This window comes from Nocardia sp. NPDC050717 (assembly GCF_040654275.1).
Taxonomy (GTDB): domain Bacteria; phylum Actinomycetota; class Actinomycetes; order Mycobacteriales; family Mycobacteriaceae; genus Nocardia.
This window is the reverse complement of the sequence record NZ_JBFAHR010000002.1, coordinates 492,611-516,588: the sequence shown is the minus strand read 5'-3', so window position 1 is coordinate 516,588 and position 23,978 is coordinate 492,611. Positions and strand designations below refer to the sequence as shown.

Below are 23,978 nucleotides of genomic sequence, written 5' to 3'. Positions count from 1 at the left end.
TGCACCGGTGACTCCGCCCGCCGCGCGGGCAACGAGTTCCTGTTCCAGCAGCTGGCCATGCAGAACATCGAGGTCATCAACTCCGTCTTCGAGGGTGTCGAGCAGTCCCGCAAGAAGATCGTCGTCACCTGCGCGCACTGCTTCAACGCACTCAACAACGAATACCCGCAGGTCGGTGGCACCTACGAGGTCGTACACCACACCCAGCTGCTCAACCGCCTGGTGCGGCAGAAGAAGCTGGTCCCGGTCGCGTCGGTGTCGCAGAACATCACCTACCACGACCCCTGCTACCTGGGCAGGCACAACAAGATCTACAACGCCCCGCGTGAGCTGATGGAAGCCTCCGGCTCGACCCTGGTCGAGATGCCCCGCCACGGCGAACGATCGATGTGCTGTGGCGCCGGTGGCGCCCGGATGTGGATGGAAGAACAACTCGGCAAGCGCATCAACGTCGACCGTGTCGACGAGGCCCTCTCGACCAACCCGACCAAGATCGCGACCGGGTGCCCGTTCTGCCGCGTCATGCTCACCGACGGTGTCACCGCCCGCCAGGAACAGGGCCAGGGCGAAGGTGTCGAGGTCGTCGACGTCGCCCAGCTGATGCTGGACTCGATCACCCGCATCGACGCCACCGAACTCTCGGCGAACCTGCACGTGGTCCAGGAACCCAAGGCCGAACCCGAACCCGAACCCGAGCCGGAACCCGTTGCCGAGGTGGTCGAAGAAGCCGCCCCGAAGGCCGCGCCGACCGGTGGCGGCCTGGGCATGAAGGGTGCCGCGAAGGCGCCCGGTGGCGGCCTGGGTATGAAGGGTGCCGCCAAGGCGCCCGGTGGTGGGCTCGGGATGAAGGGTGCGGCCAAGGCGCCGGGTGCGAAGGCGCCCGCTGCTGAGCAGGCACCTGCCGAGGCGCCTGCCAAGGGTCTGGGCATGAAAGTTGGCCCCAAGCCACCCGGCGGCAGGCTCGGGACGAAGGGAGGCGCGAAGGCACCGGGTGCGAAAGCGCCCGCTGCCGAGGAGGCACCTGCCGAGGCGGCTCCAGCCAAGGGCCTGGGCATGAAGGGTGCCGCCAAGCCACCCGGCGGCGAGCTCGGCATGAAGGGCGCGGCCAAGGCACCGGGTGCGAAAGCGCCCACTGCTGAGCAGGCACCCGCCGAGGCGGCTCCGGCCAAGCGTCTGGGCATGAAGGCGGGAGTCAGGGCGCCCGGTGCGGGGGCCGGCCAGAGGGCGAACGTCTCCTCCGAGGACTGATGGGATGCGGTGGGCTCGCTGGCATTACGAAGAAGCGTGCGTCTGGGTGCTCGTCGAGATCGATGATGACGGCTTCGTGAGCCGGCAGGTCGAGTTCGGGAGCATGGACGGTGAACCGGTCACTGCCGCTGCGCTTGTCGAGGTGCTGGATGCACGCGACGAGGGGGATGTTGTCGCAGTTCAGGCGTATGAGCGGAAATACGGGGTCGTCGCCGAGGGCGATACCGGACAGTGGGGGCACTCGCCGATCACACTCGAGGAGATCACCTCCGTTGAGTTCGAGAAGTTCTGGGCCGCGGCTCGGGTGGCGCGCGAATCCACAACCGGCCGCTGAGCACAGGAGACGGGCTCCGGGGTTGAGCTTGACGCAGCGTCAGGGTTGCAAGGTTGTCGTATGACGGAATTCAGTGTGTCGCCGGATCGGGTTGTTCCGCCGGTCGGAGGGTTTCAAGAGGTCGAGGGTCGACGGATATTTGTGCAATGTTCCGCTGATCGCGCTGAGCGCGGTCGGCGTGGACTCGGATCAGCCGATGCCGGAACGACTGCGCGACGGCCGGACAGGGATGGATGCCGCGGTGGTGCGGTCGGTGTCGCGCGGCGAACAGCGCGTCCTGGACGACACCGTGCACCATCGCCTCTGCTTCGACCGCCCCGACGCCGTCGTCCGGGCGATCCGCGATGTCGTCGCCCGCGCGTCCCACACCTAGACTCGATCCACGACCAGAGGAGGACAGTGCTCACGATCGGCCAGCTCGCCGCGACCGCGGGAGTCACCGTGCGCACCGTCCGCCACTACCATCACGTCGGCCTGCTGCCCGAACCCGAGCGCGACGCCTCCGGGTACCGCCGCTACCCCGCGCAGGCCGCGGTGGACCTGATCCGGATCAGGACCCTCGCCGATGCCGGCGTCCCACTCGCCCGCGTGGACGCGCTGCTGCACGCCGAACCGGCCGAGTTCGCCACCTCGATCACCGAGATCGACGCCGACCTGCGCAGGCGGATCGACGAACTCACCGAGTACCGCCGTCGTATCACCGAATTGGCCGAGGGCGACAGCCTCGTCCTGCCGCCCGAGGTGGTCGCGCTGCTGCACCGGATGCGCGCGCTCGGGATCAGCGAACGCCGCGTCCGCCTCGAACGGGACGCGTGGATCCTGCTGCGTGCGTTGGAACCAGAGAACGTGCCGCAGCGGGTCTGCGAGAAGAACGCCGCCTTCGACGACCCCGAGACGACGCGCGTCTACCTCGCCTGCGATCGAGCGATCGACTGGTCCCCCACCGATCCGCGCCTCGACCGGCTCATCGACGACCTCGACGCCTGGGAGATGGCCAACGAACGCCGGGACGGCAGGTCACGCGACCTCGTAATCGCCCATATCGCCGCGGATTCCCCCGCTTGGCGGCGCATCGTCGAAACCCTGGCCCACCGCGCCGAGCTACGCCGAACCTGACACTGCGACACGCCGTGCCCGTCCCGCCGACGCGCGCAACCCTCCGATGACGAGTGCCGGCTCGGCCGCGACGATGGAATCCCACACGCAGCACGTCCGGCGGCTGTCGAGCCCACACCGTCAAGGTCGGCGGGCGGTGACGATCCACGCGCGCGAATCGAAATACACGCCGCTGTCGGTCAAATGTTCGGCCAAGGCTGTACGCAGCCGCGCCCGGGCCGACTCCGCCGCGTCATCGTCGAGAGCGGCGAACATCTCCTTGAACCCTTGCAGACGCAGGAGGTTGTCGAAGGCGGCTTCGCTGTCGGCGCCGAAGTAGACAGGCTCGTGCACGTCGTCGAAGGCGATGTCGACGAACCCGGCCGCCGTGAGGATGTTTCCGGTCACGGACGGGTCGGCGAGGGCGAAGGGGCCAGGACCGTCGGACGGCACCGCGGCCCGGATCGGTATCAGCCCCGACGCCCACTCGTTGCGCTCGCGTCCCTGCCAGACCAGCAGGACGAGCCGTCCACCCGGCCGGAGCGCCTGCCCGATATTGGTGAACGCGGCGACCGGGTGATCGAAGAACATGCACCCGAACCGGCTGATGCAGAGGTCGAAAGCCGCGGGTGGAAAGGGGTGCGCCTGCGCGTCCGCGAGCTCGAAATCGATATTGGACAGGTGCTCGGCGGCGCTCAGCTCACGGGCCTTCGCGAGCATCGGCGCCGAGATGTCGACACCGAGCGCGCGCCCGTCGACGGCGGCGCGCGCGGCCTCGCGAGTGGTCAGTCCGGTGCCACAACCGATGTCGAGCACGCGGTCGCCGGTGCCGACGCGGGCCGCGGCGCGGAGCAGCGCGTTGTGCCGGCGCAATTCCGCGTCGTAGTCGAACAGGTCGGCGTCGGGCGACTGTCCCGCACTGCGTTCAGGCATCACCGCGTCCTCTCGAGGTCGGTGACCCCATCACACCACGCCGGGCGCGTGTGGTGGCCGACCCCGGCCGGACCACCACACGCGAGGCGCTACGGCGTCGAGTAGCCGATGAGGGCGCCGATGCCCGCACCGATCGGAATGGTGATCAGCGCGCCGACGCCGCCGAGGAAGAAGCCGAGCACGGCGCCGATCCCGGCACCGACGAGGGCGCCGATCCCCGCGTTGTGCTGCTTACGGGCGAGGGTGTCGGACGCCTCGTCGACGAAGCTCGCGAGGTTCTGGTTGACGACGGCGGGCGCCGCGACGGGCCGTAACGTCACCGAGTGACCGTCGGCGGCGACACCGGCGGCCAGATCGAAAGCGCCTGCGCCGGTGACGATCCTGGTCGGCACGGTGGCGACCACCCGGCCGTCGGGGGCGGTCAGGGTGACGACGCCGCCGTCGAGCTGGAAGGCCCCCTCGGTCGCGGCGGCGGTGATTCCGGAACCGTCGGCCAGCGGGCTCGCGGTGAAGGCCACTCCCCCGTCGACCCCGTGCACGACCGGCACCGTGCTCGCCGGTCCGGCGTGCGCGGTAGCGGCGGTGACGCCGAGGGCTCCCGCGGCGAGGACGGCGACAGTGCCGAACCGCCGTGCGGCCGAATTCTTTCGAGACACGAAAAACATCTTGCCCCTCCAGTCTGCCCGCCGAGTACCGGCGGAACATCCTCTCTCGGACCGGATCTCGGTCCGCCGACATTTTCGCATCGTTGCCACAGGCAAGAAACCCACCAGCGGTGATACCGGAAAAACATCACCGGATCGGCAGAAATTCAGGTGAGTTCATACTTGCGCGCGAACGCCGCGACCGGAGGCGCGAACCCGCCCGCGCGCGCTGCGCCGAGGCTCGGACGCGCGCAAGGGAGGTCGACGCGCGCACCGGATTCGGCTCGGCGCGTGTGTCTCGAGGCCGACGGTGACATGGACACGACCGAACCGACGGGCGAGGTCAGGCCGGGGTCTTTGCGTCGACGGTGACCAGGTCGTAGCGCTGTGACGAATGATCCGCCGGAGGATTCTCGACGGGAGTGACGCGGACGGTGAGCTCGTAGAGGTAGCCCGGCTCGTAGGTGAAACCGGTGATGCTGTCGTAGAACAGTTGCCACTGTTCCTCGGGGGTGTAGCGGACCTGGAGGCATCGCATCGGGGCGACGCCCACGCAATCGGCCTGCTCGGGTGCCACGTACATCCGGACGGTGTCGTCCGTGGCGTCGGCCGGGGTGTCCGTGGCACAGCCTGCGAGACCGAGGCCCGCGGCGAACACAGCGGCCAAGAGCGGAAGTCGTCGGGTCATCGTGGTCCTCCTTCGTCCGGCGGCAGACTGCCCGGGCCCGGCCAGGATAGCCGAGCGGTAGCCAACGGCGCGGAACCCGCGCGCGTACCGGCCCCCGCATTGCTCGCGACGTTCGACCGCACGAAAATCGGCATGTGCGGGACGGCGGATCGAGTGGGCAGAATGGTGGCCCACCCACCGACCTGGAGGACATCGATGACCGTTCTGGTGACCGGAGCAACCGCGAATATCGGGCGCAAGGTGGTCGACCATCTGGTCGCGGCGGGGTGTACCGATGTCCGGGCGCTCACCACGAATCCGCGTAAGGCCGCGTTACCGGAGGGCGTGGAGGTGGCCGAAGGGTATCTGCGCCGGCTGGGAACGCTGCCCGCAGCGTTCGACGGGGTGGACCGGATGTATCTCGCGCCGACCCCCGACAATGTGAGCGAGGTGCTGGAGCTGGCGGCCGCGGCCGGGGTGCGCCACGTGGTCGACCTGTCGGGTGAGCCGGAGAGCTGGTGGGGCACGGTGTGCACCGCGGTCGAGAACAGCGGGCTGGCCTGGACGCACCTGTGGCCCGCCGATTTCATGGAGAACACGCTCACCTGGTCGCACCAGATCCGCGCGACGGGTGTCATCCGCGAACCGCATCCCGACACCGCGACGGCGCCGATCGCCATGGACGACATCGCCGCCGTCGCCGCCACCGCGCTGCTCGACGACAGCCTGCACGGCCGCGCCCTGTCCCTCGCGGGCCCGGAGATCCTGTCCCGCACCGATCTCGTCGGCCACCTCACCACCGCCCTCGGCCGCGACATCGCCTTCGAAAGCGCGTCCCGCGAGGACACCATCGCCGCGCTGACCCCCACCATGGGCGACACCGCGACCTGGTACGTCGACAACGTCCTCACCGACTACAACCCCGCCCCCGAGACCCTCCCCCTGACCAGCGTCCCCGACATCACGGGCCGTCCCGCGACCACCTTCGCGGAGTGGGCCGCCGCCAACGCGTCCCGCTTCGCCTAGTACGGGGCGGGCGGGAGCGAAATCGCGTTGCGACCGAGGCGTCAGGTCGGCCACGCTGGGGAGATGGACTGCACGCCGCCCCCAGCCCTGCCGCCGGGTGTCGGCCCGCCGGAGCGGATCATGCTCGGTGACATGGTGATCCGTCGCTGGCGGCCCGACGATCTGGACGCGAAGTTCGCGGCGCTCAGTGCGTCGTTCGACCATCTCCACCGGTGGATGCCCTGGGCCGCCGAGCCGCCCGACCTCGACACGCTGCGGGTCGAGCACGACAGACAGGTCGCCCACTGGCCCACGCCCGACGGCGGTTTCACCTACGGCATCTTCGACGGCACCGGCGCCGTGCTCGGCGCGGTCGGCCTGCACGACCGTGTCGGTCCGGCGACCCTGGAGATCGGCTACTGGTGCCACGTCGACCACCTCGGCCGCGGCATCATCACCCGCGCGGCCGGCTCGTTTGACCACCGTCGGCGGTTCGCTGCCCGGCATCACCCGTCTCGAAATCCGGTGCGACGCCGCCAACCTGCGCAGTGCGGCGGTGCCGCGCCGTCTGGGCTACCGGTTGGAGAGCATCGGCCCGCGTGAGCGCCACACGCCCGGCGAGTCGGGCCGGGGCATGCGCTGGGTGAAGGAGATCCCCCGAACACGCGCAGGCCGCTGATCAGCCGACGTCGCGGCGCAGCCAGGTGACTTCGGCTCCGACGCAGTCGGTTCCCTGGCGGTAGGCCTCGAGATCGTCGTCCCATGCCGTGCCGAGCGCGCGGTCGATCTCGGCGGACAGGTCGTAGGTTCCGTGACCGCCCAGTTCTTTGGCGGCTTGCAGTAAGGCACGTAATCGCATCTCGCCCAGCATCACATCGCCGTTGGCGCCGGTGGAGCCGTGCCACAGGCCGAGGGCGGGGACGAAGCTGTAGCGCTCGCCGTCGACGCCCTCGCTGGGGTCCTCGGTCACCTCGAAGCGCAGAACCGGCCAGGCGCGCAATGATTGGGCTATCCGCGACGCGGTGCCGACCGGCCCGATCCAATCGCTGCTGGCGCGCAGTTGTCCGTCGGTGGGTTGCACGGTCCAGCGCAATTTCGCGGGCGCGGAGAGCGCGGTGGCCAGCGCCCATTCGACGTGCGGGCACAACGCGGCGGGCGATGAGTGGATGTAGACCACACCCGCCGTCGCATCAGCGAACTGACTCGATGCGCGCACTACACAACACCTCCAGCCTCGACAAGGAGCGTCTTCCCCAACGACCCGTCGGACTGGCGTGGCCCGAGTGTACTGAAGTGCTCGGTGTTGCGGGTGTTACTTCACAGCGTGTTGTGTGTCTCTGCGATCACGGAATCGCTGAATTTCGGCCACGCCGCTCGGGCCCAGTCCCCGAAATTCTCGTCGCTCAGCGCGATCGTCGCCACCCGGATTTCGGGGTCGACCCAGAGGAACGTGCCGGACTGGCCGAAGTGCCCGTAGGTGCGCGCGGAATTGGTGTCCCCGGTCCAATGCGGGGTTTTCCCGTCGCGGATTTCGAATCCCAATCCCCAGTCGTTCGGGCGCTGGGAACCGAATCCGGGCAGGATGCCGTCGCGGCCGGGGAATTGCACCGAGGTCGCCTCGTCGAGGGTTTGCGGAGATATCAATCGGGGTGTCAGCAACTCGGCGGCGAATCGGGTGAGATCGTCGACCGAGGCGCGGCAGGCGTGGCCGGCGGAGCCGTCGAGGACCGCGTCGCGCATACCGAGCGGTTCGAACACCGCTTCGCGCAGGTAGGCCGGGAAGGCGATGCCGGTGCTCGCGGCGAGGAAGTCGGCGAGCAGTTCGAAACCGGCGCTGGAGTAGATGCGACGGGCGCCCGGCTTCGCGATCACCTCCGGGGTGGCGAAGGCGACGCCGGAGGTGTGGGCGAGCAGGTGCCGCACGGTCGATCCGGGCGGCCCGGCGGGCTGGTCCAGTTCGACCGCGCCCTCCTCCACGGCCACCAGCGCGGCGTAGGCGACGAGCGGCTTGGTGACCGAGGCCAGGCGGAACACGCGCGCGGTGTCGCCGGTGGTGGAGACGCCGTCGGGAGTGACGACCGCGGCGGCGGCGTTGGCGACCGGCCAGTGCTGTACCTGTTCGAACGAGCGCATATCGGCAGCGTACGAGACGCCGCTACGATCGTGGTCACCATGAGTCCCGCACCATCGATCCACGGCGACGTGGCGGCCGGTTTCGGCCCCGTCGCCGACGCGTTCCGCCGCAACTTCACCCACCACGCCGAGATCGGCGCCGCCGTCGCGGTCTACGCCGGTGACGAGCCGCTGGTGGATCTGTGGGCCGGGCACCGGGACCGCAGGCGCGAGGTGGCGTGGGAGCGCGACACGATCGTGCCGGTGTTCTCCTCGTCGAAGGGGATGTCGGCGTTCGCGATCGCCACCGCCGTCGCGCGCGGGCTGCTCGACTACGAGACGCCGGTCGCCACGTACTGGCCGGAATTCGCCGCCAAGGGCAAGGAGCGGATCACCGTGCGGCAGCTGATCGATCATCAGGCCGGGCTCTCGGGCCTGGACCGGATCGTCAAGCTGGGTGAACTGGCCGACCGCGACACCCTCGCGACGGTGCTCGCCGCGCAGAAGCCGGCGTGGCGGCCGGGTACGCGGCACGGCTATCACGCACTGACCCTCGGGCTGTATCAGAGCGAACTGCTGCGCCGGGTGGATCCGGCGGGCCGCAGCCTCGGCCGGTTCTTCGCCGAGGAGATCGCGAAACCCGTCGACGCCGACCTGTTCATCGGGCTGCCCGAGTCCGAACCGATGGAGCGGGTCGCCCAGCTGTCGGCGACCAAGGGCCTCGACATCCTGCGCTACGAACTCGCCGACATCCCGCTGCGCATCGGCGCCGAGGTGTACGCCAAACGCGGGCTCTCCTATGCCGCGCTCACCAATCCGCGTCCCGGCGCTCCGGCGCGTGCCGCGCGGCGGGAATTCCTCCAGATCGAATGGCCGGGGATGAACGGTGTCGGCAATGCCCGTGCGCTGGCCCGCGTCTACGGCGCGGCGGCGGGACGGACCGGCGCGCTGCCGATCAGTGACGCGGTGCTCGATCAGCTCGCGGCGGCCGAGACCGCCGAGGAGGTGCCCGCCGAGGACCTCGTGCTGCACACCAAGAGCCGGTATCACCTCGGCTTCCGCAAGTCGCGCGGCAGCTTCCGCTTCGGTTCGGACAAGCGCGCCTACGGCACCACCGGATTGGGCGGCTCGTTCGGTTTCGCCGATCCCACAACGGGACTCGGCTTCGGCTACAGCATGAACCGGCTCGGCATGGCCATCCTCGACGACGTCCGCAGCCGCAATCTGCGCGAGGCGGTCCTGCGCTGCGCGAGGTGATCGGCCGCCGGGGAGCGCCGGTCAGCGCACCGAATGCGGTGAGCACGACAGTGCGCACCGGGTTCGGATCCCCGGTGCGCACCACTGTCGCGTCGATCAGTGACCGGCGACCACGCCGCTGATCTCGTTGGGTGCCGCGGCCAGAGTCGCGGTGGCCGTGACCTTTCCGTCGGCCAGGTCCACCCGGTGCACCTGCTTGGTCGCCGGGTCGGAAACGTAGGCGATGCCGCCGCGCACGAACAGCGCGGGGCGCGGGTCCTGCCAGTCGAGCGGTTCCTGCCAGGTGCCGAGCACCGGGATGGTCCGGGTGACGGTGCCCGCGACCGGGTCGATGACATGGATCTTGCCGTCGGTGCCGAGCACCAGCGCCTCACCGGCCGGGCCGCGGCCCAGCGAGCGGAAGGTGTAGCTGGTGCCGATGTCGACCAGGCGCAGCGACCCGTCGGCGGTGTTCACCAGCGAGATGCGCTGCGGCCGTTCGAGTTCGGCGTCCTTGTCGACCTTGTAGTCGCCCAGCACGATCGGTGAGACCTCGCTGCCGGACATGTTGCCGATCCGGCCGTAGGCGTCGGGGCTGGCGACCTTGGTGAACTTTCCGTCGCGGAAGACCAGCGCGCCGGTCTGGCAGCCGATCACCACGGCCTCGCCCTCGGCGGTCGCCTCGCCGTGCACGCCGGGGCAGTCCTCGTTGCGCGCGATCTCCTTGCGGGCGCCGTCGAGCGCGACGGCGCCGACGCGCTTGTCCTCGGTGCCGAGGGTGACGATCAGCTGCTCGGTGCTCAGTTCGATGGCGACGCCGTGGTGCGGGGCGGCCGCCCGGTACACCTCGGTCTCGGGCTTGCCGCCGACCTTGTCCGAGTCGAAGACGGTCACCTCGCCGGAGCCGTCGGCGAACAGGACGGTCTTGCCCGCGTGCCGCACGACGTGGCCGGGCTTGCTCGCCGGGAAGTCGGTGCCGGTGAATTCGCGGTCGTAGGCGTCGAAGACGCGGAAGCCGTCCTTGGTCGAGACCAGGAGGTGATCGTCGTCGCCCGCGGGGTTGAGCCGGTTGAAGCCGTCGAGCTTCACCTCGCCCTGCTGTGCCAGGCTCGCTCCGTCGAGGACGTAGATGCCGCCATCGTAGGTGAGCGCGATCGGCTCGGCGCCCGGCGTGTGCTCGTGCTCGTGGGTGCCGGAATCGTCGGCGCCACAACCACTCAGGGCGACCATCGCGGCGATGGCCACCACGGTGGCGGTCCGTGACCTGTGCATGTACTACTCCATTCTGCTGCGTGAACTACGGCGTCGGCCCGGACAGACCACGGGCGATGGCCTCGGTGTTGGTGCGCGCCATCTCCAGATAGGTGGCCGCTCCGCCGCCGGGCTCGGAGAGCGACTCGGTGTGCAGCCCGATCACCTGCACGTGCAGGCCGGTATGTTCGGCGAGCACACGCGAAAGCCGGTCGGGCTGAGCGGAATCGGCGAAGAGCGCGCTCACGCCCGCGGCCCGGATCGCCGACGCGAGGCCGTCGAGATCCGCGGCGCTCGGCGAGGCCAGGGTGGTACCGCTCGGGATGACGGCGCCGATCACCCGGAAGCCGAAACGCTGGGCGAGATAGCCGAAGACGTGGTGATCGGTGACCAGCTGCCTGCGCTCGGGCGGGACGGCGGCGAAGCGGTCGGTCATCCAGCGGTCCAGCTGGTCGAGCTCACCGAGGTAGCGGTCGGTCGACGCGCGCACCGACGCTTCGTCGACCCCGTCGACCTCGGTGAGCACGGCGGTCCTGATCGCCTCGACCGCCTTGCGTACCCGCTGCGGGTCGGTCCAGAAGTGCGGGTCCGGTTTGCCGGCGGACTCGTCGGAGGTGTACTCGATCGGGTCGACGTGGTCGGCCACGGCCAGCGTGGGCACACCGGCCTCGCTCGCCGCCCTGACGTGCCGGACGATGCCCTCTTCCAGCCCGAGGCCGTTGTGCACCACCAGTGCCGAGCGTTCGAGATCGGCGGCCTGGCGAGCGGAGATCCCGAACGAGTGCGGATCGGTGCCTGCCTGCATGAGGACCGTCACCGGGACGGCGTCACCGACGACCGCTCTGGTCAGGTCGCCGAGGATGTTCGTGGTGACCACGATGCCGGAACGGTCGCCGTCCGCGGAACACGCGGCGACCAGCGGCAGCATCGCCACCAGCGCCGCGATCACCGCCAGGACCGCCCGTAGCGGAGTGCCGGCTGCGACGCGCTTCCGCCGTGGGGCCGGGTCGCCCTCCTGACGGTGGGGGCCAGGTGCGGTCACGGCGACGAACCGGTCGCCGACGCGTGGACGCGGGCCGCGCGCGGAAGAACCTCGGCCGCAGGGTGTTTCGTCGCTGGTGTTCACAGTCCGGTCTCCACGATCTGCGAGGGCGCGACGTCCAGCGGGAAGCTCCGGGCGGCGCGCAGGTTGTCGTTGTAGGCGATCTCGTGGACGGTGCGGGCGCGGGAGTCGTTGACGTAGGCACGATCCGGGTCGACCCGGATCGCCGCGGACGAGTCGACCGGGCCGGTGAGCAGCGCGAGACGTGCCGTCTCCGCGCCGGTTTCGGGGTCGAGGCCGTGCAGCACGCCGTCGCGGGTGAGGACGAGAACCGACGCCCCCTCGCCGGCGGTGTTCACCGCCACCGGATCGACGACAGCCGTTCTGGTCCAGGTCTTCTTCCTGATGTCGAGGGTCCACACACCGTCGCGGCCGGCGAGCGCGGTCAGCGTGGTGCTGCCCGGTCGGTGCGTGAACGCCGTGGCACGGTCGGCGGTGGGCGCGGGGTAGGCGATCTTCTCCGCGACGAGGTCGCCGTCGTGCTGCGCCACCACCAGTGCGCCGTCGGCACATCCGAAGACGACACCGCGCCGGGTCACCGCCTGGCCGCGCGGCTGCGGGCAGGGCTCGGTCAGGGTCTGCCCGGCCGCTCCATCGCGGCCACGGGCTTCGACACGTCCGCTGCCGTCGGCCACGAGGAGTCGTTCGGCGTATGGCACGGCGATGCCCTCGACGCGACGCGGTGCCCGCACCTCGCCCTGATCCAGAGCGGTGCGGTCGAAGGCGAGAGACTGCCCGCCGTCGAGAACCACGGCCGCCAGGGCCGGGTCGCTGTGCGCCGCGACGACCGCGCCGGGCGCGTCGACGGTGCCGATCGCGCGGATGGGCGCGGCGTAATAGTGCTTGTGATCGTCGTGGTCGACCGTCCACGCGCCGCTGTCCACGATCGCGAGTTGCCCGCCCGCGGACACGTAGCCGAACCGGCCGTCACCGGCGAGTCGCACACCGGCGGCCGAATCAGGCTGCGGGAAGGCACCTTCCAGCTCGATCGGCGTGACCTTCTCGCCGAGCAGGTCGACGACGCGCACCGCACCGGTCTGCGCGTCGGCGACGATCAACCGGTGCTGCGCCTCCGGCATCTCCTCGGCCCCGGCGACGAATCCGTGCGGGGTCTCCGCCACCACCGGCGGGGTCTCCCCCGATCCGCACCCGACCAGCGGCAGCGCCGCGAGCGCGGCCACCGAGGCCGCGCCGACCCGGCGGGCGCCGAAGCGATCGCGCAGCGCGGCCAGAATCGCCGACAGGAAGAAGAAGCCGACCGCGACCGCGGCGATGGTCGCGCCCGCCGCGGTTCCGGCGTGCCAGGAGACGAGCAGCCCCACCGCCGTGGACAGCCCACCGATCACCGCGGCGATCAGCATCACCAGCGGAATCCGGTCCGACCAGTACACCGCCGCGGCGGGCGGCGCGATGAGCAGCCCGAACACCAGCAGCGTGCCGACGACGTGGAACGACGCCACGATCGCCAGCGTCACCAGCCCGACCAGCGCCACCTGCGCGGCCCTGGGGTGCAGGCCCAGCGTGTGCGCCTTGCGCGGATCGAAGGTCGAGGCCACGAACGCGCGATGCCCGAGCACCGTCACCACCAGCGCGATCGCCAGCGCCACACCGAGGTACAGCAGATCGACGGTCCGCACCGCGAGCACGTCACCGAACAGGAACCCGGTGAGGTCGACGGCGAAGGACTGCGAGCGCGACACGATGATCACCCCTGCCGCGAGCATCCCCACGAACAGCAGCCCGATGGCGGTGTCGGGCGCGAAGCGCTTGCTGCGCCCGAGCACCGAGACGCCGAAAGCCATGGCGGTGCAACTGATCGCGGCGCCGATCAGCAGATTCCCGCCGAGCAGCGCGGCCACCGCGACACCGGGCAGCATGCCGTGCGCCATCGCGTCACCGAGAAAAGCCATGCCGCGCACGACAACCCACGTTCCGGCGAGGGCGCAGACGCACGAGACGAGCAGTCCGCCCCACAGCGCCCGTTGCACGAAGGCCACCTCGAACGGGGTCATCAGCCAATCCATAGCGCGGAACGATATACTGAAAACGATTATCGTTTCAATTGAGGTGAGATGCAACACACTGAGGGCACAGCGGTCGAGATCGAGCAGGTCACAGCGGGCTACGGCGCGACGCCGGTACTGATAGAGGTGTCGGCGACGATCCCGCGCGGGCAGATCACCGCGATCGTGGGACCCAACGGATCGGGGAAGTCGACACTGCTCGGCGTCCTCGCCGGGACGGTGCCGATCCAGTCGGGCACCGTGCGCAACACCGTCGCCGGGCGCGCGGCATTCGTGGTGCAGCACACCGCGATTCCGCCGACGCTGCCGATCACCGTCGGGGAGACGGTCGCGATGGGACGGTGGGCGCATCGCGGACTGTGGCGCCGCCTCACCCGGGCGGATCGCGCGATCGTGCGCGGGGCACTCGAGCGGATGGATCTCGTCGCGCTGGCGTCGCGGCGGCTCGACACCCTCTCGGGCGGCCAGCGCCAGCGCACACTGCTGGCCCAGGCACTGGCCCAGCAGTCCGAGCTGCTGCTGCTCGACGAACCGGCGGCGGGCCTGGACGCGGCCTCGCAGAAAGCCATCTCCACCGCCTTGCGCGAGGTGGCCGCCACGGGAGTCACCGTCGTGCAGGCCACGCACGATCCGGCGGAGGCCGAGCGGGCCAAGCAGTCCCTGCGGCTCGAGCACGGTCGCCTGACCGCGAGTCGGCCGGATGAGGTGGCCGCGCGGACTTAGAATCGCCGGGCACGCAGGTCACCGGCGCAGCGCGCAGCAGGAGGACAACCATGGCCGCGACACCGACCTCGGTCGAGGAGTACCTGGCCGCCCAACCGGCCCCCGCTCGCGCCGTGCTCGAGCGGATGCGCGAGACGATCCACCGCGCCGTGCCGGGTTCCGGCGAGAAGATCAGTTACGCCATGCCCGCGGCCACCCTCGACGGCCGGGCGTTCATGTCCTTCGCCGGATGGAAGGCCCATGTGAGCGTGTACCCCATCCCGAGCGGGGACGAGGCGTTCGACCGTGCCGTCGCGCCGTACGTCGCGGGCCCCGGCACGTTGAAATTCCCGCTCGGTGAACCGATTCCGTACGACCTGATCGCGCAGATCGCGGTGCGGCTCGCCGAACGGGAACGACGGGGCTGACCTACCAGTCGGCCTCGGTGTAGCGGATGATGCCGCGAATGTTCTTGCCGTCCAGCATGTCCTGGTAGCCCTGGTTGATCTCCTCGAGCGAGTAGCTGCGGGTGACCATGTCGTCGAGGTTGAGCTGACCGGACTTGTACAGCGACAGCAGGCGCGGAGCGTCCTGCCGGGCGTTGCCGCCGCCGAAGATGCAGCCCTTCACCGTCTTCTGCAGCATGGACAGCAGGAAGCTGTTCATCTTGACGTCGCCTGCGTCCATGCGGCCCATCGAGGTGACGACCAGGGTGCCCGCCTTCGCAGTGAGGATCAGGCCCTCTTCGACGTAGTCGCCGTGCATCTCGCCCATGGTGAGGATGACCTTCTCGGCCATCCGGCCCTCGGTCGCGTCCATCAGCGGCATGATCGCGGCGGCCATGCTCTCGTAGGTGTGGGTGGCGCCGAACTTCTGCGCCTGCTCCCGCTTCCACGGATTCGGGTCGATCGCGACGACCTTCGAGGCGCCCGACAGCACCGCGCCCTGCAGCGCGCTCATGCCGACGCCGCCGATGCCCGCGATGACCACGGTCTCGCCCGGCTGCACCTCGGCGACGTGGGTCGAGGAGCCGAAACCGGTCGGCACGCCACAGCCGACGAGGCACGCGACCTCGAACGGAATGGTCGGGTCGATCTTCACCACCGAGGTGTGGTGCACGGTCATGTACGGCGCGAAGGTGCCAAGCAGGCACATCGGGATGACGTTCTCCCCGCGCGCCTGGATGCGGTAGGTGCCGTCGGAGATGGCCTGGCCCATGAGCAGGCCCGCGCCCAGATCGCACAGCGCCATGTGGCCCGCCACGCAGGCGGGACAGCGGCCGCAGGCGGGGATGAACGACAGGATGACGTGGTCGCCCACGGCCAGGTCGCTCGGGCAGTTCGGGCCCAGCTTGGTGATGACGCCCGCGCCCTCGTGGCCGCCCATCACCGGGAACGCCGGCATCGGCGTGGCGCCGGTGACGATGTGATGGTCGGAGTGGCACATGCCCGCCGTTTCCATCCGGATCTGCACTTCACCGGCGACGGGGTCGCCGACCTCGATCTCCTCCACCGACCACTGCTGATCGGTGCCCCACAGGATCGCGCCCTTCGTCTTCATCTCGTGTAGACCTCTCGCCAAGCTGGTGCCTCGTTGTGACTGCACTCACCCTAACGAAGAATCGGCCAATTCTGAAACACGTTCTAGAAATATTGCCGAGAATTATCTATCCGCGCACGTCATGCACGTGATGGACGAGGTCGTGCAGGAAGTAGCGAGCCAGCGAGGTGACGGTGAAGAGCGATCCGTCGCTGCGCGCGCCCCGCAGCCCGAGGCTGTCGGCCGGGACCGCGGCGAAGGCGGCGGCCACCGTCTCGGCCGCCACCGCGAGCTCGCCCGCGACGGTCGCCGGATCCTGCTCGCCGTAGCGGTCGGCGACGGCGGTCGCGTCCTGATCCCAGTTCTCGAAGGTCGGCGGCGCCACGCCGTCCCCGGCGCGGATCAGCGCCAGGCGCGTGTCGAAGATCCGGCACACATCGCGCACGTGGGCGCCGTACTCGAGGACCGACCAGGTCGCGTCGTCGGGGCGCGAGCGCGCGCCGGACCGGGTCAGCGCGGCGCCGATGCGGGCGGCGCTGTCGAGGGTGCGCTCCGGCACGCTCGCGTAGGCGATCGCCTCGGCGTCGAAACCGCATTCGGCGCAGGGGCGTTCGAGGACCCAGGTCCAGTTCTTGATGTCGGGAACGATCATGCGGTCAGCCTAGGGTGTCCGCATTTTGTGATCCATCAATATTGCGCCAAGTTCCGGCGAGATCCGGCATCACTCGATCAGGCGGTTGGCCTTCTCGAACAGTTCCATGGTCACCGCGTGCAGGAAATCGCCCACCGGCTTGGGCGCCTTGCCCGCGAAGGCACGCGCGTGCGTGCCCTCGAGCACGATGCCCAGCTTGAAGCAGGCGAGCACCTCGTACCAGGTGACAGCACCCAGATCGCGGGTGGAGAACTCGGCGTAGTGCGCGATCATCTCCGCCGGCGTCGGCAGCCCGCCGACGGTGCCGAGCGTGCCCATCAGCCCGGCGCCGACCGTGCCCGGCACGGGCCTGGTCGCCAGCTGCCAGCCGAGGTCGAGCAGCGGGTCACCGATGGTCGACATCTCCCAGTCGACCATCGCCGCCACCTGCGGGCCGTCGTACTCGAACATCATGTTGGCCAGGTGACAGTCACCATGCATGATGCCCGGCGTCCACTCGGTGGGGCGGTGCTTCTCCAGCCAGTCGCCGACCCGCTCCAGGCCGGGAATCGCCGGACCCGGATAGCCCTCGTTGGCGGTGTAGGAGTCGAGTTCACGCAGCCAGCGCGGCACCTGGCGTTCCAGGAACCCCTCGGGCTTGCCGTAGTCCTCGAGGCCGAGCGCCCGGTAGTCGAGCGCGCCGAGCCGGGCGATCGCCTCGACCGCGGACAGGCCCATCCGGCGCCGGATCTCCGGGTCGTTCGCGTGCAGTTCCGGCAGCTCGGTCTGCGGGTTGAAGCCGTGGATCGGCTCCATCAGATAGAACACCGCGCCGATCACCGAGTCGTCGTCGCAGGCGGCGATCACCCGGGGCGCGCGCACCTCGGTGTCCTCGATGGCGCCGAGCAGGCGGGATTCGCGGCGGATCACGTCGTTGCTCTTGGCGCGCAGGTGCTGCGGGCCGCGGCGCAGCACGTACTCGCGGTCACCGCGGGTGAAGCGCACCATGATGTTCTGGGTGCCACCCCCGATCGGGGTGACCGCGCCGAAAGCTCCGCCGGGCAGGCCACGCTCGTCCATCCACCGCCCGATCGCCGTGAAATCCGCGATCGTCGGGTCGACCTCGACCGGTTGCGAAACAGACATGGCGATCATTGTGCCCGAGGCGAGCCGCCCGTGGGCCCGGCGTAGGGTTTCTGCCAGGATGCGCACGCTGTTGATCGACAACTACGACTCGTTCACCTATAACCTCTATCAGCTGATCAGCGAGGTCAACGGGAACGAGCCGACCGTCGTGCGCAACGACGAGGCCGCCGAGCTCGGCGAGCTCGGGCTCGACCGCTTCGACAATGTGGTGATCTCGCCGGGGCCCGGCCGTCCCGATCGCGCGCGCGACATGGGGATCTCGACCGCGGTGATCGCGGCGACGGAACTGCCGCTGCTCGGTGTCTGCCTCGGTCATCAGGGCATCGTGATCGGCGCGGGCGGCACGGTGGGCCGGGCGCCGCGGGCCAGGCACGGGTACCTCGACCGGATCACCCACGACGATCGCGACCTGTTCGCCGGTCTGCCGCAGGACTTCACGGTGGTGCGCTACCACTCCCTCGCCGCCGGGGAACCGCTGCCCGAGGTGCTCGAGGTGACCGCCTCGACCAGCGACGGCGTGGTGATGGGCGTGCGGCACCGGGAGCGGCCGCAGTGGGGTGTGCAGTTCCATCCCGAGTCGGTGTCGAGCGAATTCGGGGCGGCGCTGCTGCGTAATTTCGCGGCGCTCACCAAGGCCCGTACCCACGACGGCGCCCCGCTACTCGTGCGCGGGCCACGCGAGGCCGTGCCGCCGCTCGCGCCGCCGGAGCGGCGATTCCGGTTGCGGCACAAGGTCATCGAGCGCGCCATCGACACCGAGGTGATCTTCCTGCGCCGCTACGCCGACTCCCGCACGGCGTTCTGGCTCGACAGCGAGCACGTCGAGCCCGGCCTGGACCGGTTCTCCTTTCTCGGGGACGCGTCCGGACCCGGGGCCGAGATCGTCACCTACCGGGTCGGCGACGGTGCCGTCACGGTGACGGACGCCGCGGGCACCAGAACCGTGCCCGGCACCGTCCTGGACCATCTGGATCGCGAGCTCCGCCGACGGCACTGCGAAACCCCTGCGCTGCCTTTCGATTTCGCCGGTGGTTACGTCGGCTACCTCGGGTACGAGGTGAAGGCCGACTGCGGCGCGCGCGCGGCGCACCGCGCGGCCACCCCCGACGCGCAGTGGATCTTCGCCGACCGGCTGATCGTGGTCGACCACGAGGCGGGCCGCACCCACCTGCTCGCGCTGACCGAGGACGGGTTCGAGGCCGCCGACCGCTGGCTGGCCGAGACCGACGCCGCCTTGGCCGACCTGCCGACCTGGGCGAACCCGGCCGACCTGACCGTTCCCGCCGACCCGGACGCCGTGCCCGCCCACCTGATCCGGGGCCGGGACCGGTATCTGGCCGACATCGCGGTCTGCCAGGAGCGGTTGCACGCGGGCGAGTCCTACGAGATCTGCCTGACCGACGCGGCGGCGGTGGCCGCGACGCCCGGTGACGGCCTGGCCGTGTACCGGCGGCTGCGCCGCTGCAACCCGGCGCCCTACGCCGCCTACCTGCGGTTCGACGGGCTCGACGTGGCGTGCTCGTCGCCGGAGCGGTTCCTCAAGATCGACCGCGAGCGCGTGGTGGAGAGCAAGCCGATCAAGGGCACCGCGCCGCGCGGGCGGACCGTCGCCGAGGACGCGCACCAGCGAGGCGCGCTGGCCGACGATCCGAAGACCCGCGCCGAGAACCTGATGATCGTCGACCTGTTGCGCAACGATCTGGGCCGGGTCTGCGAAGTGGGCTCGGTGCACGTGCCGGAGCTGATGGCCACCGAAACCTACTCCACCCTGCACCAATTGGTGTCCACCGTGCGCGGCACGCTGCGCCCTGACGCGGGCGTGATCGACTGCCTGCGGGCCTGCTTCCCCGGCGGTTCGATGACCGGCGCGCCCAAGCTGCGCACCATGGAGATCCTCGACGAGCTCGAGACGCAGGCGCGCGGGATCTATTCGGGCACCATCGGGTTCCTCGGGCTCGGCGGGACCGCCGATCTCAACATCGTCATCCGCACGGCGGTCCGCTACGACGACGAGTGGCGGATCGGCGCGGGCGGCGCCATCGTCCTCGACTCCGACGCCGAGGACGAATACGCCGAGATGGTGCTCAAGGCCGCGGCGACCTTCCGTGCCGTGACACCGGCCGGGTCCTAGCGCCGAGGCCGCCTCTTCGGTTCGGGCTCGGGTGGGGGTTCCTCGCCCCCGCGGCCTGCGATCCGGCCGAGCAGCCCGACGCCGGGCAGTTTCGCCAGGGCGCCGAACAGGTCCTCGCCGAGGGAGATCATCGCCTCCAGCCGGGGCAGCAGGCGGTCGTAGGTGGCGAAGACCGGGTCGGCCAGCGCGAGGGTGCGATCGAGCCGGTCGATGGTGCTGTTGAGGCGGTCCACCGCGATCGACAGGTTCTCGACCAGGTCCGGCAGCTGCGCGGCCAGCTGCGCCGAGGCCGGTGGCAGCCGCACCGCCGCGTCGAAGGCGTATCCCGCGGTCTGCTGCGCCGCGTCGATCGCCTGCCCCGCCGCTGTCTGCGCGGCGCCGACAGCGGCCTGCGCCGCCGACAGCAGATCAGCGCCGGGCACCTTGCGCGCCTGCGGCTCCGGCACCGGCTCGCCACGCCCCCGCTTCTTCGGGTTGGTCATGACACCACTGTGCCCCACCACGGCCCGCTACGCCGGGAGGAACACTCCCCGGCCCACCGCCGACTCGGGCGCGCCCCTGCCGGCTCAGGACGGTGACGCGGGTTCGGGAGCGATCCGCAACAGTTGCTTACCCAGGTTGCGCCCCTCGAAGAGGCCGCGCAGCAGGGCGGGCGCACGTTCGAAACCCTCGGCGACATCTTCGGCGTAGACGATGCTGCCCTCGGCCAGCCAGCCGTGCAGCCGACCGAAGGCCTCGGGAAAGCGGTCGAGGTAGTCCAGGAAGATGAAGCCCTCCATGCGTGCCCGTTTCAGCCCGAGTTGCAGGTAGTTGCGCGGCCCGGGTGGTGGTTCGCCCGCGGTGTAGCCGGAGGAGACGGCGCCGCAGACCACGATGCGGGCACGCTCGGCGATGTTCGCCAGCCCGGCGTCGAGGACGGTTCCGCCGACATTGTCGAAGAACACGTCGATGCCGTCGGGCGCGATCTCGCGTAGCCGCGCCGCGACGTCCTCGGAGCGGTAGTCGACGCACGCGTCGAATCCGGCGGTCCCGGTCACCCAGGCGCACTTCGTCGCGCCGCCCGCGATCCCGATGACCCGGCACCCCAGCGCTTTCGCGATCTGGCCCGCGATGGAGCCGGTGGCCCCCGCGGCGCCGGACACCAGCACGGTGTCCCCCGCCGACGGCTTGCCGATGTCGACCATGCCGAAGTAGGCCGTCAGCCCCGTCGCGCCGAAGATCCCCAGCATCGCCTTGGGATCCACCCCCGGCGGAACGACATTCAGCCCCAGCAGACCCTGCCCCGCGGCGAGCGCGTAGTCCTGCCAGCCGACCATCCCGTAGACCCAGTCCCCCACCGCGTATTCCGCGCTGTCCGACGCGACGACCTGCCCCACCCCGCTGCCACGCATCACCGCACCCAGCGGCACCGGGTCGAGGTAGTTGGGACCGTCGTTGAGCCATCCCCGCTGCGTCGGATCGAAACCCAGCCAGACCACCCGGACGAGCGCCTCCCCCGGCCCCGGCGACGGCACCGGCGAACTCCTGAGCTCGAAACAACTGTCGTCGACCATGCCGGTCGGCCGCTCGACAAGTACCCACTGGCGATTCACGCGCCGACGCTAACCCGCGGCGGGCGAGGGTGTCATCCGCATTACCAAGGGACGGCGATCCGGAGCCGCCCGAGCCTGACCGCACTCCCAGCCCCCACGACCCGACCTCGAGGAGGGTCCGCCGCGCAGCGGCGGTCGGGACACCAGGGGGCCGCGACTCGAGCGCGCCAGCGCTCCGACAACCCTGTCGGTGTGGCGTGGCATCATGCGGGGACCATGGAACTCCGTAAGGGCGCGCACGCGCCGGTGCCGACATCGCTTCTCGCCGTGGTTCTTTCATGGCGGTCGGCGCATGCTGTCGACGCGCACGCGCTGCTGGTCACGGAGTCGGGGCTGGTGCGTGACGATCGGGATTTCGTGTTCTTCAACGCGCCGCGGCATGCCTCGCAGGCGGTGACGCTGGATCAGGAGCCCGCGCCGGGGACGGCGCGGTTGAGTGTGTCGCTGCCGCGAACGGAGGCCGGGGTGGCGCGGATCGTGGTGAGTGCCTCCCTCGACGAGGGCACCTTCGATCAGCTCGCCGAGCTCACGCTCACGGTGCACGCCGCCGACGGCCCGGTGGCGCGGTTCGTGCTGGACGGCATCGAGGACGTGCAGGCGATGATGTTCGGCGAGTTCTACCGGCGCGACGGCGGCTGGCGGTTCCGTGCGATCGGCCAGGGGTGGGCAGGCGGGTTGCCCGGGCTGGCAACCGAGTTCGGTGTCACCGTGGACGAGCCCGGCGAGGCCCGGCCCGATCCCGGTGCGCATCGTGCCCATCGCGGACCGGCGACGCCGTTCGCGCAGACACGCGCGCACGATCCGCGCGCCGGATCAGCGGAGCGCGGCGGACACGACCGCCCGCGCGAAGCTCGGGTGGGATCGATGCCCGAGCACTCGTGGGAACCCACCCGCTCGGTGGGGACCGAGCACGCGGCGGAACCCCCCGGAGAGTTCGACGAACAGCGTGGCCTGCGGTATGCCTCACGCACCGCGGGATCAGCGGTCGATCACGAGTCTCCGGAAGACGCCCCGCACCTGTCGGCGCCTGCTCCCACGGCGGCAGTTCCAGAACCTGATCCCGACCCGGCCCACCGGAATCCGGCGCGTCCCCCGGCGCTGACCCGGCGCGTCATCGATCTCCCGCCGCCGCCCCCGCCGGATCCGGAACTGGCCGACTGGCATCCGGACCCGCAGGTCCCCGACCGGCTGCGCTGGTGGGACGGCGAGGAGTGGACGACGAGCACCCGCCCGCACATCCAGGATCACCGGGTCCGCTGTGCGCGCTGCACCGCCCCGCTGCGCCGCAAACTCTTCGGCGGCCACGGCCCCTGCAAGTCGTGTGCCGGCGAGGTGGAGGAGTTCCTCACTCATTGGCGCACCAGGGCGCGGCGGGTGCTCACCGGTCCCGGCACGCTGTCGGAGGAGTGGCTCGCGGTCTGGGCGTCGTTGCGCTACCAGCGCATCGACGAGGAGCGCGGGCGCGCGGTCCTGCGCGAGGCCGGCCTGACCCAGGTGGAGCGGATGGTCGCGTTCGCCTTCGCCGACGGCGAGGTGTTCGCCGACGAGCTCGACGCGTTCGAGCACGTGGTGAGCGAGCTGGCCCTGTCGGGCCCGATCGTCGACGATCTGCGCAGGCGGATGCACCGCGGCCGCACCCTGTCCCGGCTACGCGCGGGCGAACTGCCCACCATCGACACCCCCGGCCTGCATCTGGACCCCGAGGAGCGCGTGCACCTCGATCTGCCCGCGGTGCACATCAGAATGCTGGCGCGCGGACCGCGCAACACCGAGGGCCGGTTGATCGGCAGCTCCAAGAAACTGCGGTTCGTCGGCGACGGCACCGGAATCGAGCTGCCGTGGAATCGGGTGGTGTCGGTGCACCCCGAACACGGCACGGTGGTGCTCGCCGCCACCTCGGCCCGCGGCGGCGCGACGTTCGGGGTCACCGATCCCGACTATGTGGCGGCCGCGCTGGAAGGTGCGCTGCGCGTGGCGAAACGCCTGGTCCTGACGCCGGGCCAGCGGGACAGCCGCAGCATCCCGCAGGACGTGAAGGCCCAGGTGTGGCAACGCGACGGTGGTCGCTGCGTCGAGTGCGGCGACGGCCACTACCTGGAGTTCGACCACATCATCCCGCTCAGCCGCGGCGGTGCGACGAGCGCGGCGAACCTGCAGATCCTGTGCCGGGCCTGCAACCGCGCCAAGGGTGCCCGGATCTAGCCGAGAATCGCGTTCATGATGGTGCCACCGCTGGTGGCCACCACGCCGCCGATCATCGCGCCGGCGATCATCTTGGGCGACTCCATGGCGCTGCCGTTCCACTTCTCCCAGGCGAACTTTCCACCGGCGACGGTGATGGCGAGCACACCGGACAGGATCATGAACCAGGTCAGGTACTGGACCATCTGCATGATCTTGTCCGACAGCGGTGGCGCCTCGGGCGTGGGGTTGCCGACCTGCGCGAACGTCGTGACGGTCTCGGCCATCGACGTCAGAATGATGCTCATAGCCTGCTCCCCTTTTCGCGTGATGCGAACTGCGTTCCAGCACTGTCGTATTCGAACGAGTCCAGGATAAGGGCGCGAACCCCCAGCACACCAACAA

25 protein-coding genes are annotated in these 23,978 nt (G+C 70.3%); 11 read left to right on the top strand and 14 right to left on the bottom strand.

The window, feature by feature from the left end:
• The 4 genes from AB0H56_RS08480 to AB0H56_RS08465 all read left to right on the top strand — a co-directional run.
• Window positions 1-1,248 (top strand): (Fe-S)-binding protein (locus tag AB0H56_RS08480; RefSeq protein WP_357159166.1); only part of this gene is annotated, 1,248 nt, incomplete at its 5' end.
• A gap of 46 nt (window positions 1,249-1,294) precedes the next feature.
• Complete coding sequence (locus AB0H56_RS08475) at window positions 1,295-1,582, top strand: hypothetical protein (RefSeq protein ID WP_357159163.1); 288 nt, start codon at window positions 1,295-1,297, stop codon at window positions 1,580-1,582.
• Between the two features lie 139 nt (window positions 1,583-1,721).
• Complete coding sequence (locus tag AB0H56_RS08470; protein ID WP_357159161.1) at window positions 1,722-1,955, top strand: hypothetical protein; 234 nt, start codon at window positions 1,722-1,724, stop codon at window positions 1,953-1,955.
• Between the two features lie 26 nt (window positions 1,956-1,981).
• The gene (locus AB0H56_RS08465) at window positions 1,982-2,698 is read left to right on the top strand and encodes a MerR family transcriptional regulator (RefSeq protein ID WP_357159158.1); all 717 of its coding nucleotides are present in this window, start codon (window positions 1,982-1,984) and stop codon (window positions 2,696-2,698) included.
• A 120-nt stretch (window positions 2,699-2,818) separates the two neighbouring features.
• On the opposite strand, the gene AB0H56_RS08460 is transcribed toward AB0H56_RS08465, so the two are convergent.
• From AB0H56_RS08460 to AB0H56_RS08450, 3 genes are all read right to left on the bottom strand, one after another.
• Window positions 2,819-3,610, bottom strand: a complete 792-nt coding sequence (locus AB0H56_RS08460) for a methyltransferase domain-containing protein (RefSeq protein WP_357159155.1) — start codon at window positions 3,608-3,610, stop codon at window positions 2,819-2,821.
• A gap of 89 nt (window positions 3,611-3,699) precedes the next feature.
• A complete protein-coding gene (locus AB0H56_RS08455) occupies window positions 3,700-4,266 on the bottom strand; it encodes a hypothetical protein (RefSeq protein WP_357159152.1) in 567 nt (188 codons plus the stop codon).
• 331 nt (window positions 4,267-4,597) lie between these two features.
• Window positions 4,598-4,942, bottom strand: a complete 345-nt coding sequence (locus AB0H56_RS08450; protein WP_357159149.1) for a DUF4377 domain-containing protein — start codon at window positions 4,940-4,942, stop codon at window positions 4,598-4,600.
• A 195-nt stretch (window positions 4,943-5,137) separates the two neighbouring features.
• Between AB0H56_RS08450 and AB0H56_RS08445 the strand changes: the two genes are divergently transcribed.
• Both AB0H56_RS08445 and AB0H56_RS08440 read left to right on the top strand, forming a co-directional pair.
• Complete coding sequence (locus tag AB0H56_RS08445) at window positions 5,138-5,947, top strand: NAD(P)H-binding protein (protein ID WP_357159146.1); 810 nt, start codon at window positions 5,138-5,140, stop codon at window positions 5,945-5,947.
• Between the two features lie 63 nt (window positions 5,948-6,010).
• The gene (locus AB0H56_RS08440; protein ID WP_357159143.1) at window positions 6,011-6,529 is read left to right on the top strand and encodes a GNAT family N-acetyltransferase; all 519 of its coding nucleotides are present in this window, start codon (window positions 6,011-6,013) and stop codon (window positions 6,527-6,529) included.
• A gap of 76 nt (window positions 6,530-6,605) precedes the next feature.
• On the opposite strand, the gene AB0H56_RS08435 is transcribed toward AB0H56_RS08440, so the two are convergent.
• Both AB0H56_RS08435 and AB0H56_RS08430 read right to left on the bottom strand, forming a co-directional pair.
• Complete coding sequence (locus AB0H56_RS08435) at window positions 6,606-7,142, bottom strand: DUF3145 domain-containing protein (protein WP_357159140.1); 537 nt, start codon at window positions 7,140-7,142, stop codon at window positions 6,606-6,608.
• A gap of 101 nt (window positions 7,143-7,243) precedes the next feature.
• Entirely contained in the window at window positions 7,244-8,059 is an 816-nt protein-coding gene (locus AB0H56_RS08430) for a serine hydrolase domain-containing protein (protein WP_357159137.1), read from the bottom strand.
• A 39-nt stretch (window positions 8,060-8,098) separates the two neighbouring features.
• On the opposite strand from AB0H56_RS08430, the gene AB0H56_RS08425 reads away from it, so the two are divergent.
• The gene (locus AB0H56_RS08425; RefSeq protein ID WP_357159134.1) at window positions 8,099-9,295 is read left to right on the top strand and encodes a serine hydrolase domain-containing protein; all 1,197 of its coding nucleotides are present in this window, start codon (window positions 8,099-8,101) and stop codon (window positions 9,293-9,295) included.
• A gap of 96 nt (window positions 9,296-9,391) precedes the next feature.
• Here the strand turns inward: AB0H56_RS08425 and aztD are convergent, their stop codons facing one another.
• From aztD to aztB, 3 genes are all read right to left on the bottom strand, one after another.
• Complete coding sequence (aztD, locus tag AB0H56_RS08420; RefSeq protein ID WP_357159131.1) at window positions 9,392-10,546, bottom strand: zinc metallochaperone AztD; 1,155 nt, start codon at window positions 10,544-10,546, stop codon at window positions 9,392-9,394.
• Window positions 10,547-10,571: 25 nt separating this feature from the next.
• Window positions 10,572-11,453 carry a zinc ABC transporter substrate-binding protein AztC gene (gene aztC / locus AB0H56_RS08415; protein WP_357159205.1) on the bottom strand — a complete coding sequence of 294 codons (882 nt, stop codon included), beginning with the start codon at window positions 11,451-11,453 and terminating at the stop codon, window positions 10,572-10,574.
• A 194-nt stretch (window positions 11,454-11,647) separates the two neighbouring features.
• Window positions 11,648-13,651 carry a zinc ABC transporter permease AztB gene (gene aztB, locus AB0H56_RS08410; protein ID WP_357159128.1) on the bottom strand — a complete coding sequence of 668 codons (2,004 nt, stop codon included), beginning with the start codon at window positions 13,649-13,651 and terminating at the stop codon, window positions 11,648-11,650.
• 48 nt (window positions 13,652-13,699) lie between these two features.
• On the opposite strand from aztB, the gene aztA reads away from it, so the two are divergent.
• Window positions 13,700-14,374 (top strand): zinc ABC transporter ATP-binding protein AztA, encoded by a 675-nt coding sequence (gene aztA / locus AB0H56_RS08405; RefSeq protein WP_357159125.1) that lies wholly within the window; start codon window positions 13,700-13,702, stop codon window positions 14,372-14,374.
• 50 nt (window positions 14,375-14,424) lie between these two features.
• Window positions 14,425-14,781 (top strand): DUF1801 domain-containing protein, encoded by a 357-nt coding sequence (locus tag AB0H56_RS08400; protein WP_357159121.1) that lies wholly within the window; start codon window positions 14,425-14,427, stop codon window positions 14,779-14,781.
• A gap of 1 nt (window position 14,782) precedes the next feature.
• Here AB0H56_RS08400 and AB0H56_RS08395 read toward each other — a convergent pair whose 3' ends face one another.
• The 3 genes from AB0H56_RS08395 to AB0H56_RS08385 form a co-directional block, all read right to left on the bottom strand.
• A complete protein-coding gene (locus AB0H56_RS08395) occupies window positions 14,783-15,913 on the bottom strand; it encodes an NDMA-dependent alcohol dehydrogenase (RefSeq protein WP_357159118.1) in 1,131 nt (376 codons plus the stop codon).
• A 106-nt stretch (window positions 15,914-16,019) separates the two neighbouring features.
• Complete coding sequence (locus AB0H56_RS08390; RefSeq protein ID WP_357159115.1) at window positions 16,020-16,544, bottom strand: DinB family protein; 525 nt, start codon at window positions 16,542-16,544, stop codon at window positions 16,020-16,022.
• Between the two features lie 69 nt (window positions 16,545-16,613).
• Window positions 16,614-17,603, bottom strand: a complete 990-nt coding sequence (locus tag AB0H56_RS08385; protein WP_357159202.1) for a phosphotransferase family protein — start codon at window positions 17,601-17,603, stop codon at window positions 16,614-16,616.
• 124 nt (window positions 17,604-17,727) lie between these two features.
• On the opposite strand from AB0H56_RS08385, the gene pabB reads away from it, so the two are divergent.
• On the top strand, window positions 17,728-19,800 hold the full coding sequence (gene pabB, locus AB0H56_RS08380) for an aminodeoxychorismate synthase component I (protein WP_357159112.1): 2,073 nt from the start codon (window positions 17,728-17,730) through the stop codon (window positions 19,798-19,800).
• Here pabB and AB0H56_RS08375 read toward each other — a convergent pair.
• Together AB0H56_RS08375 and AB0H56_RS08370 are read right to left on the bottom strand one after the other, a co-directional pair.
• Window positions 19,797-20,282: a hypothetical protein gene (locus AB0H56_RS08375; RefSeq protein ID WP_357159109.1), complete on the bottom strand. Its 486-nt coding sequence runs from the start codon at window positions 20,280-20,282 to the stop codon at window positions 19,797-19,799. The two genes, pabB and AB0H56_RS08375, sit on opposite strands and share 4 nt — an antisense overlap.
• Window positions 20,283-20,366: 84 nt before the next feature.
• Window positions 20,367-21,392, bottom strand: a complete 1,026-nt coding sequence (locus AB0H56_RS08370; RefSeq protein ID WP_357159106.1) for an NADP-dependent oxidoreductase — start codon at window positions 21,390-21,392, stop codon at window positions 20,367-20,369.
• Window positions 21,393-21,608: 216 nt separating this feature from the next.
• Here AB0H56_RS08370 and AB0H56_RS08365 point away from each other — a divergent pair, with 216 nt between their 5' ends.
• A complete protein-coding gene (locus tag AB0H56_RS08365) occupies window positions 21,609-23,594 on the top strand; it encodes a TerD family protein (protein ID WP_357159103.1) in 1,986 nt (661 codons plus the stop codon).
• Here the strand turns inward: AB0H56_RS08365 and AB0H56_RS08360 are convergent.
• The gene (locus AB0H56_RS08360; RefSeq protein WP_110040221.1) at window positions 23,591-23,881 is read right to left on the bottom strand and encodes a hypothetical protein; all 291 of its coding nucleotides are present in this window, start codon (window positions 23,879-23,881) and stop codon (window positions 23,591-23,593) included. The two genes, AB0H56_RS08365 and AB0H56_RS08360, sit on opposite strands and share 4 nt — an antisense overlap.
• Window positions 23,882-23,978 lie beyond the last annotated feature (97 nt).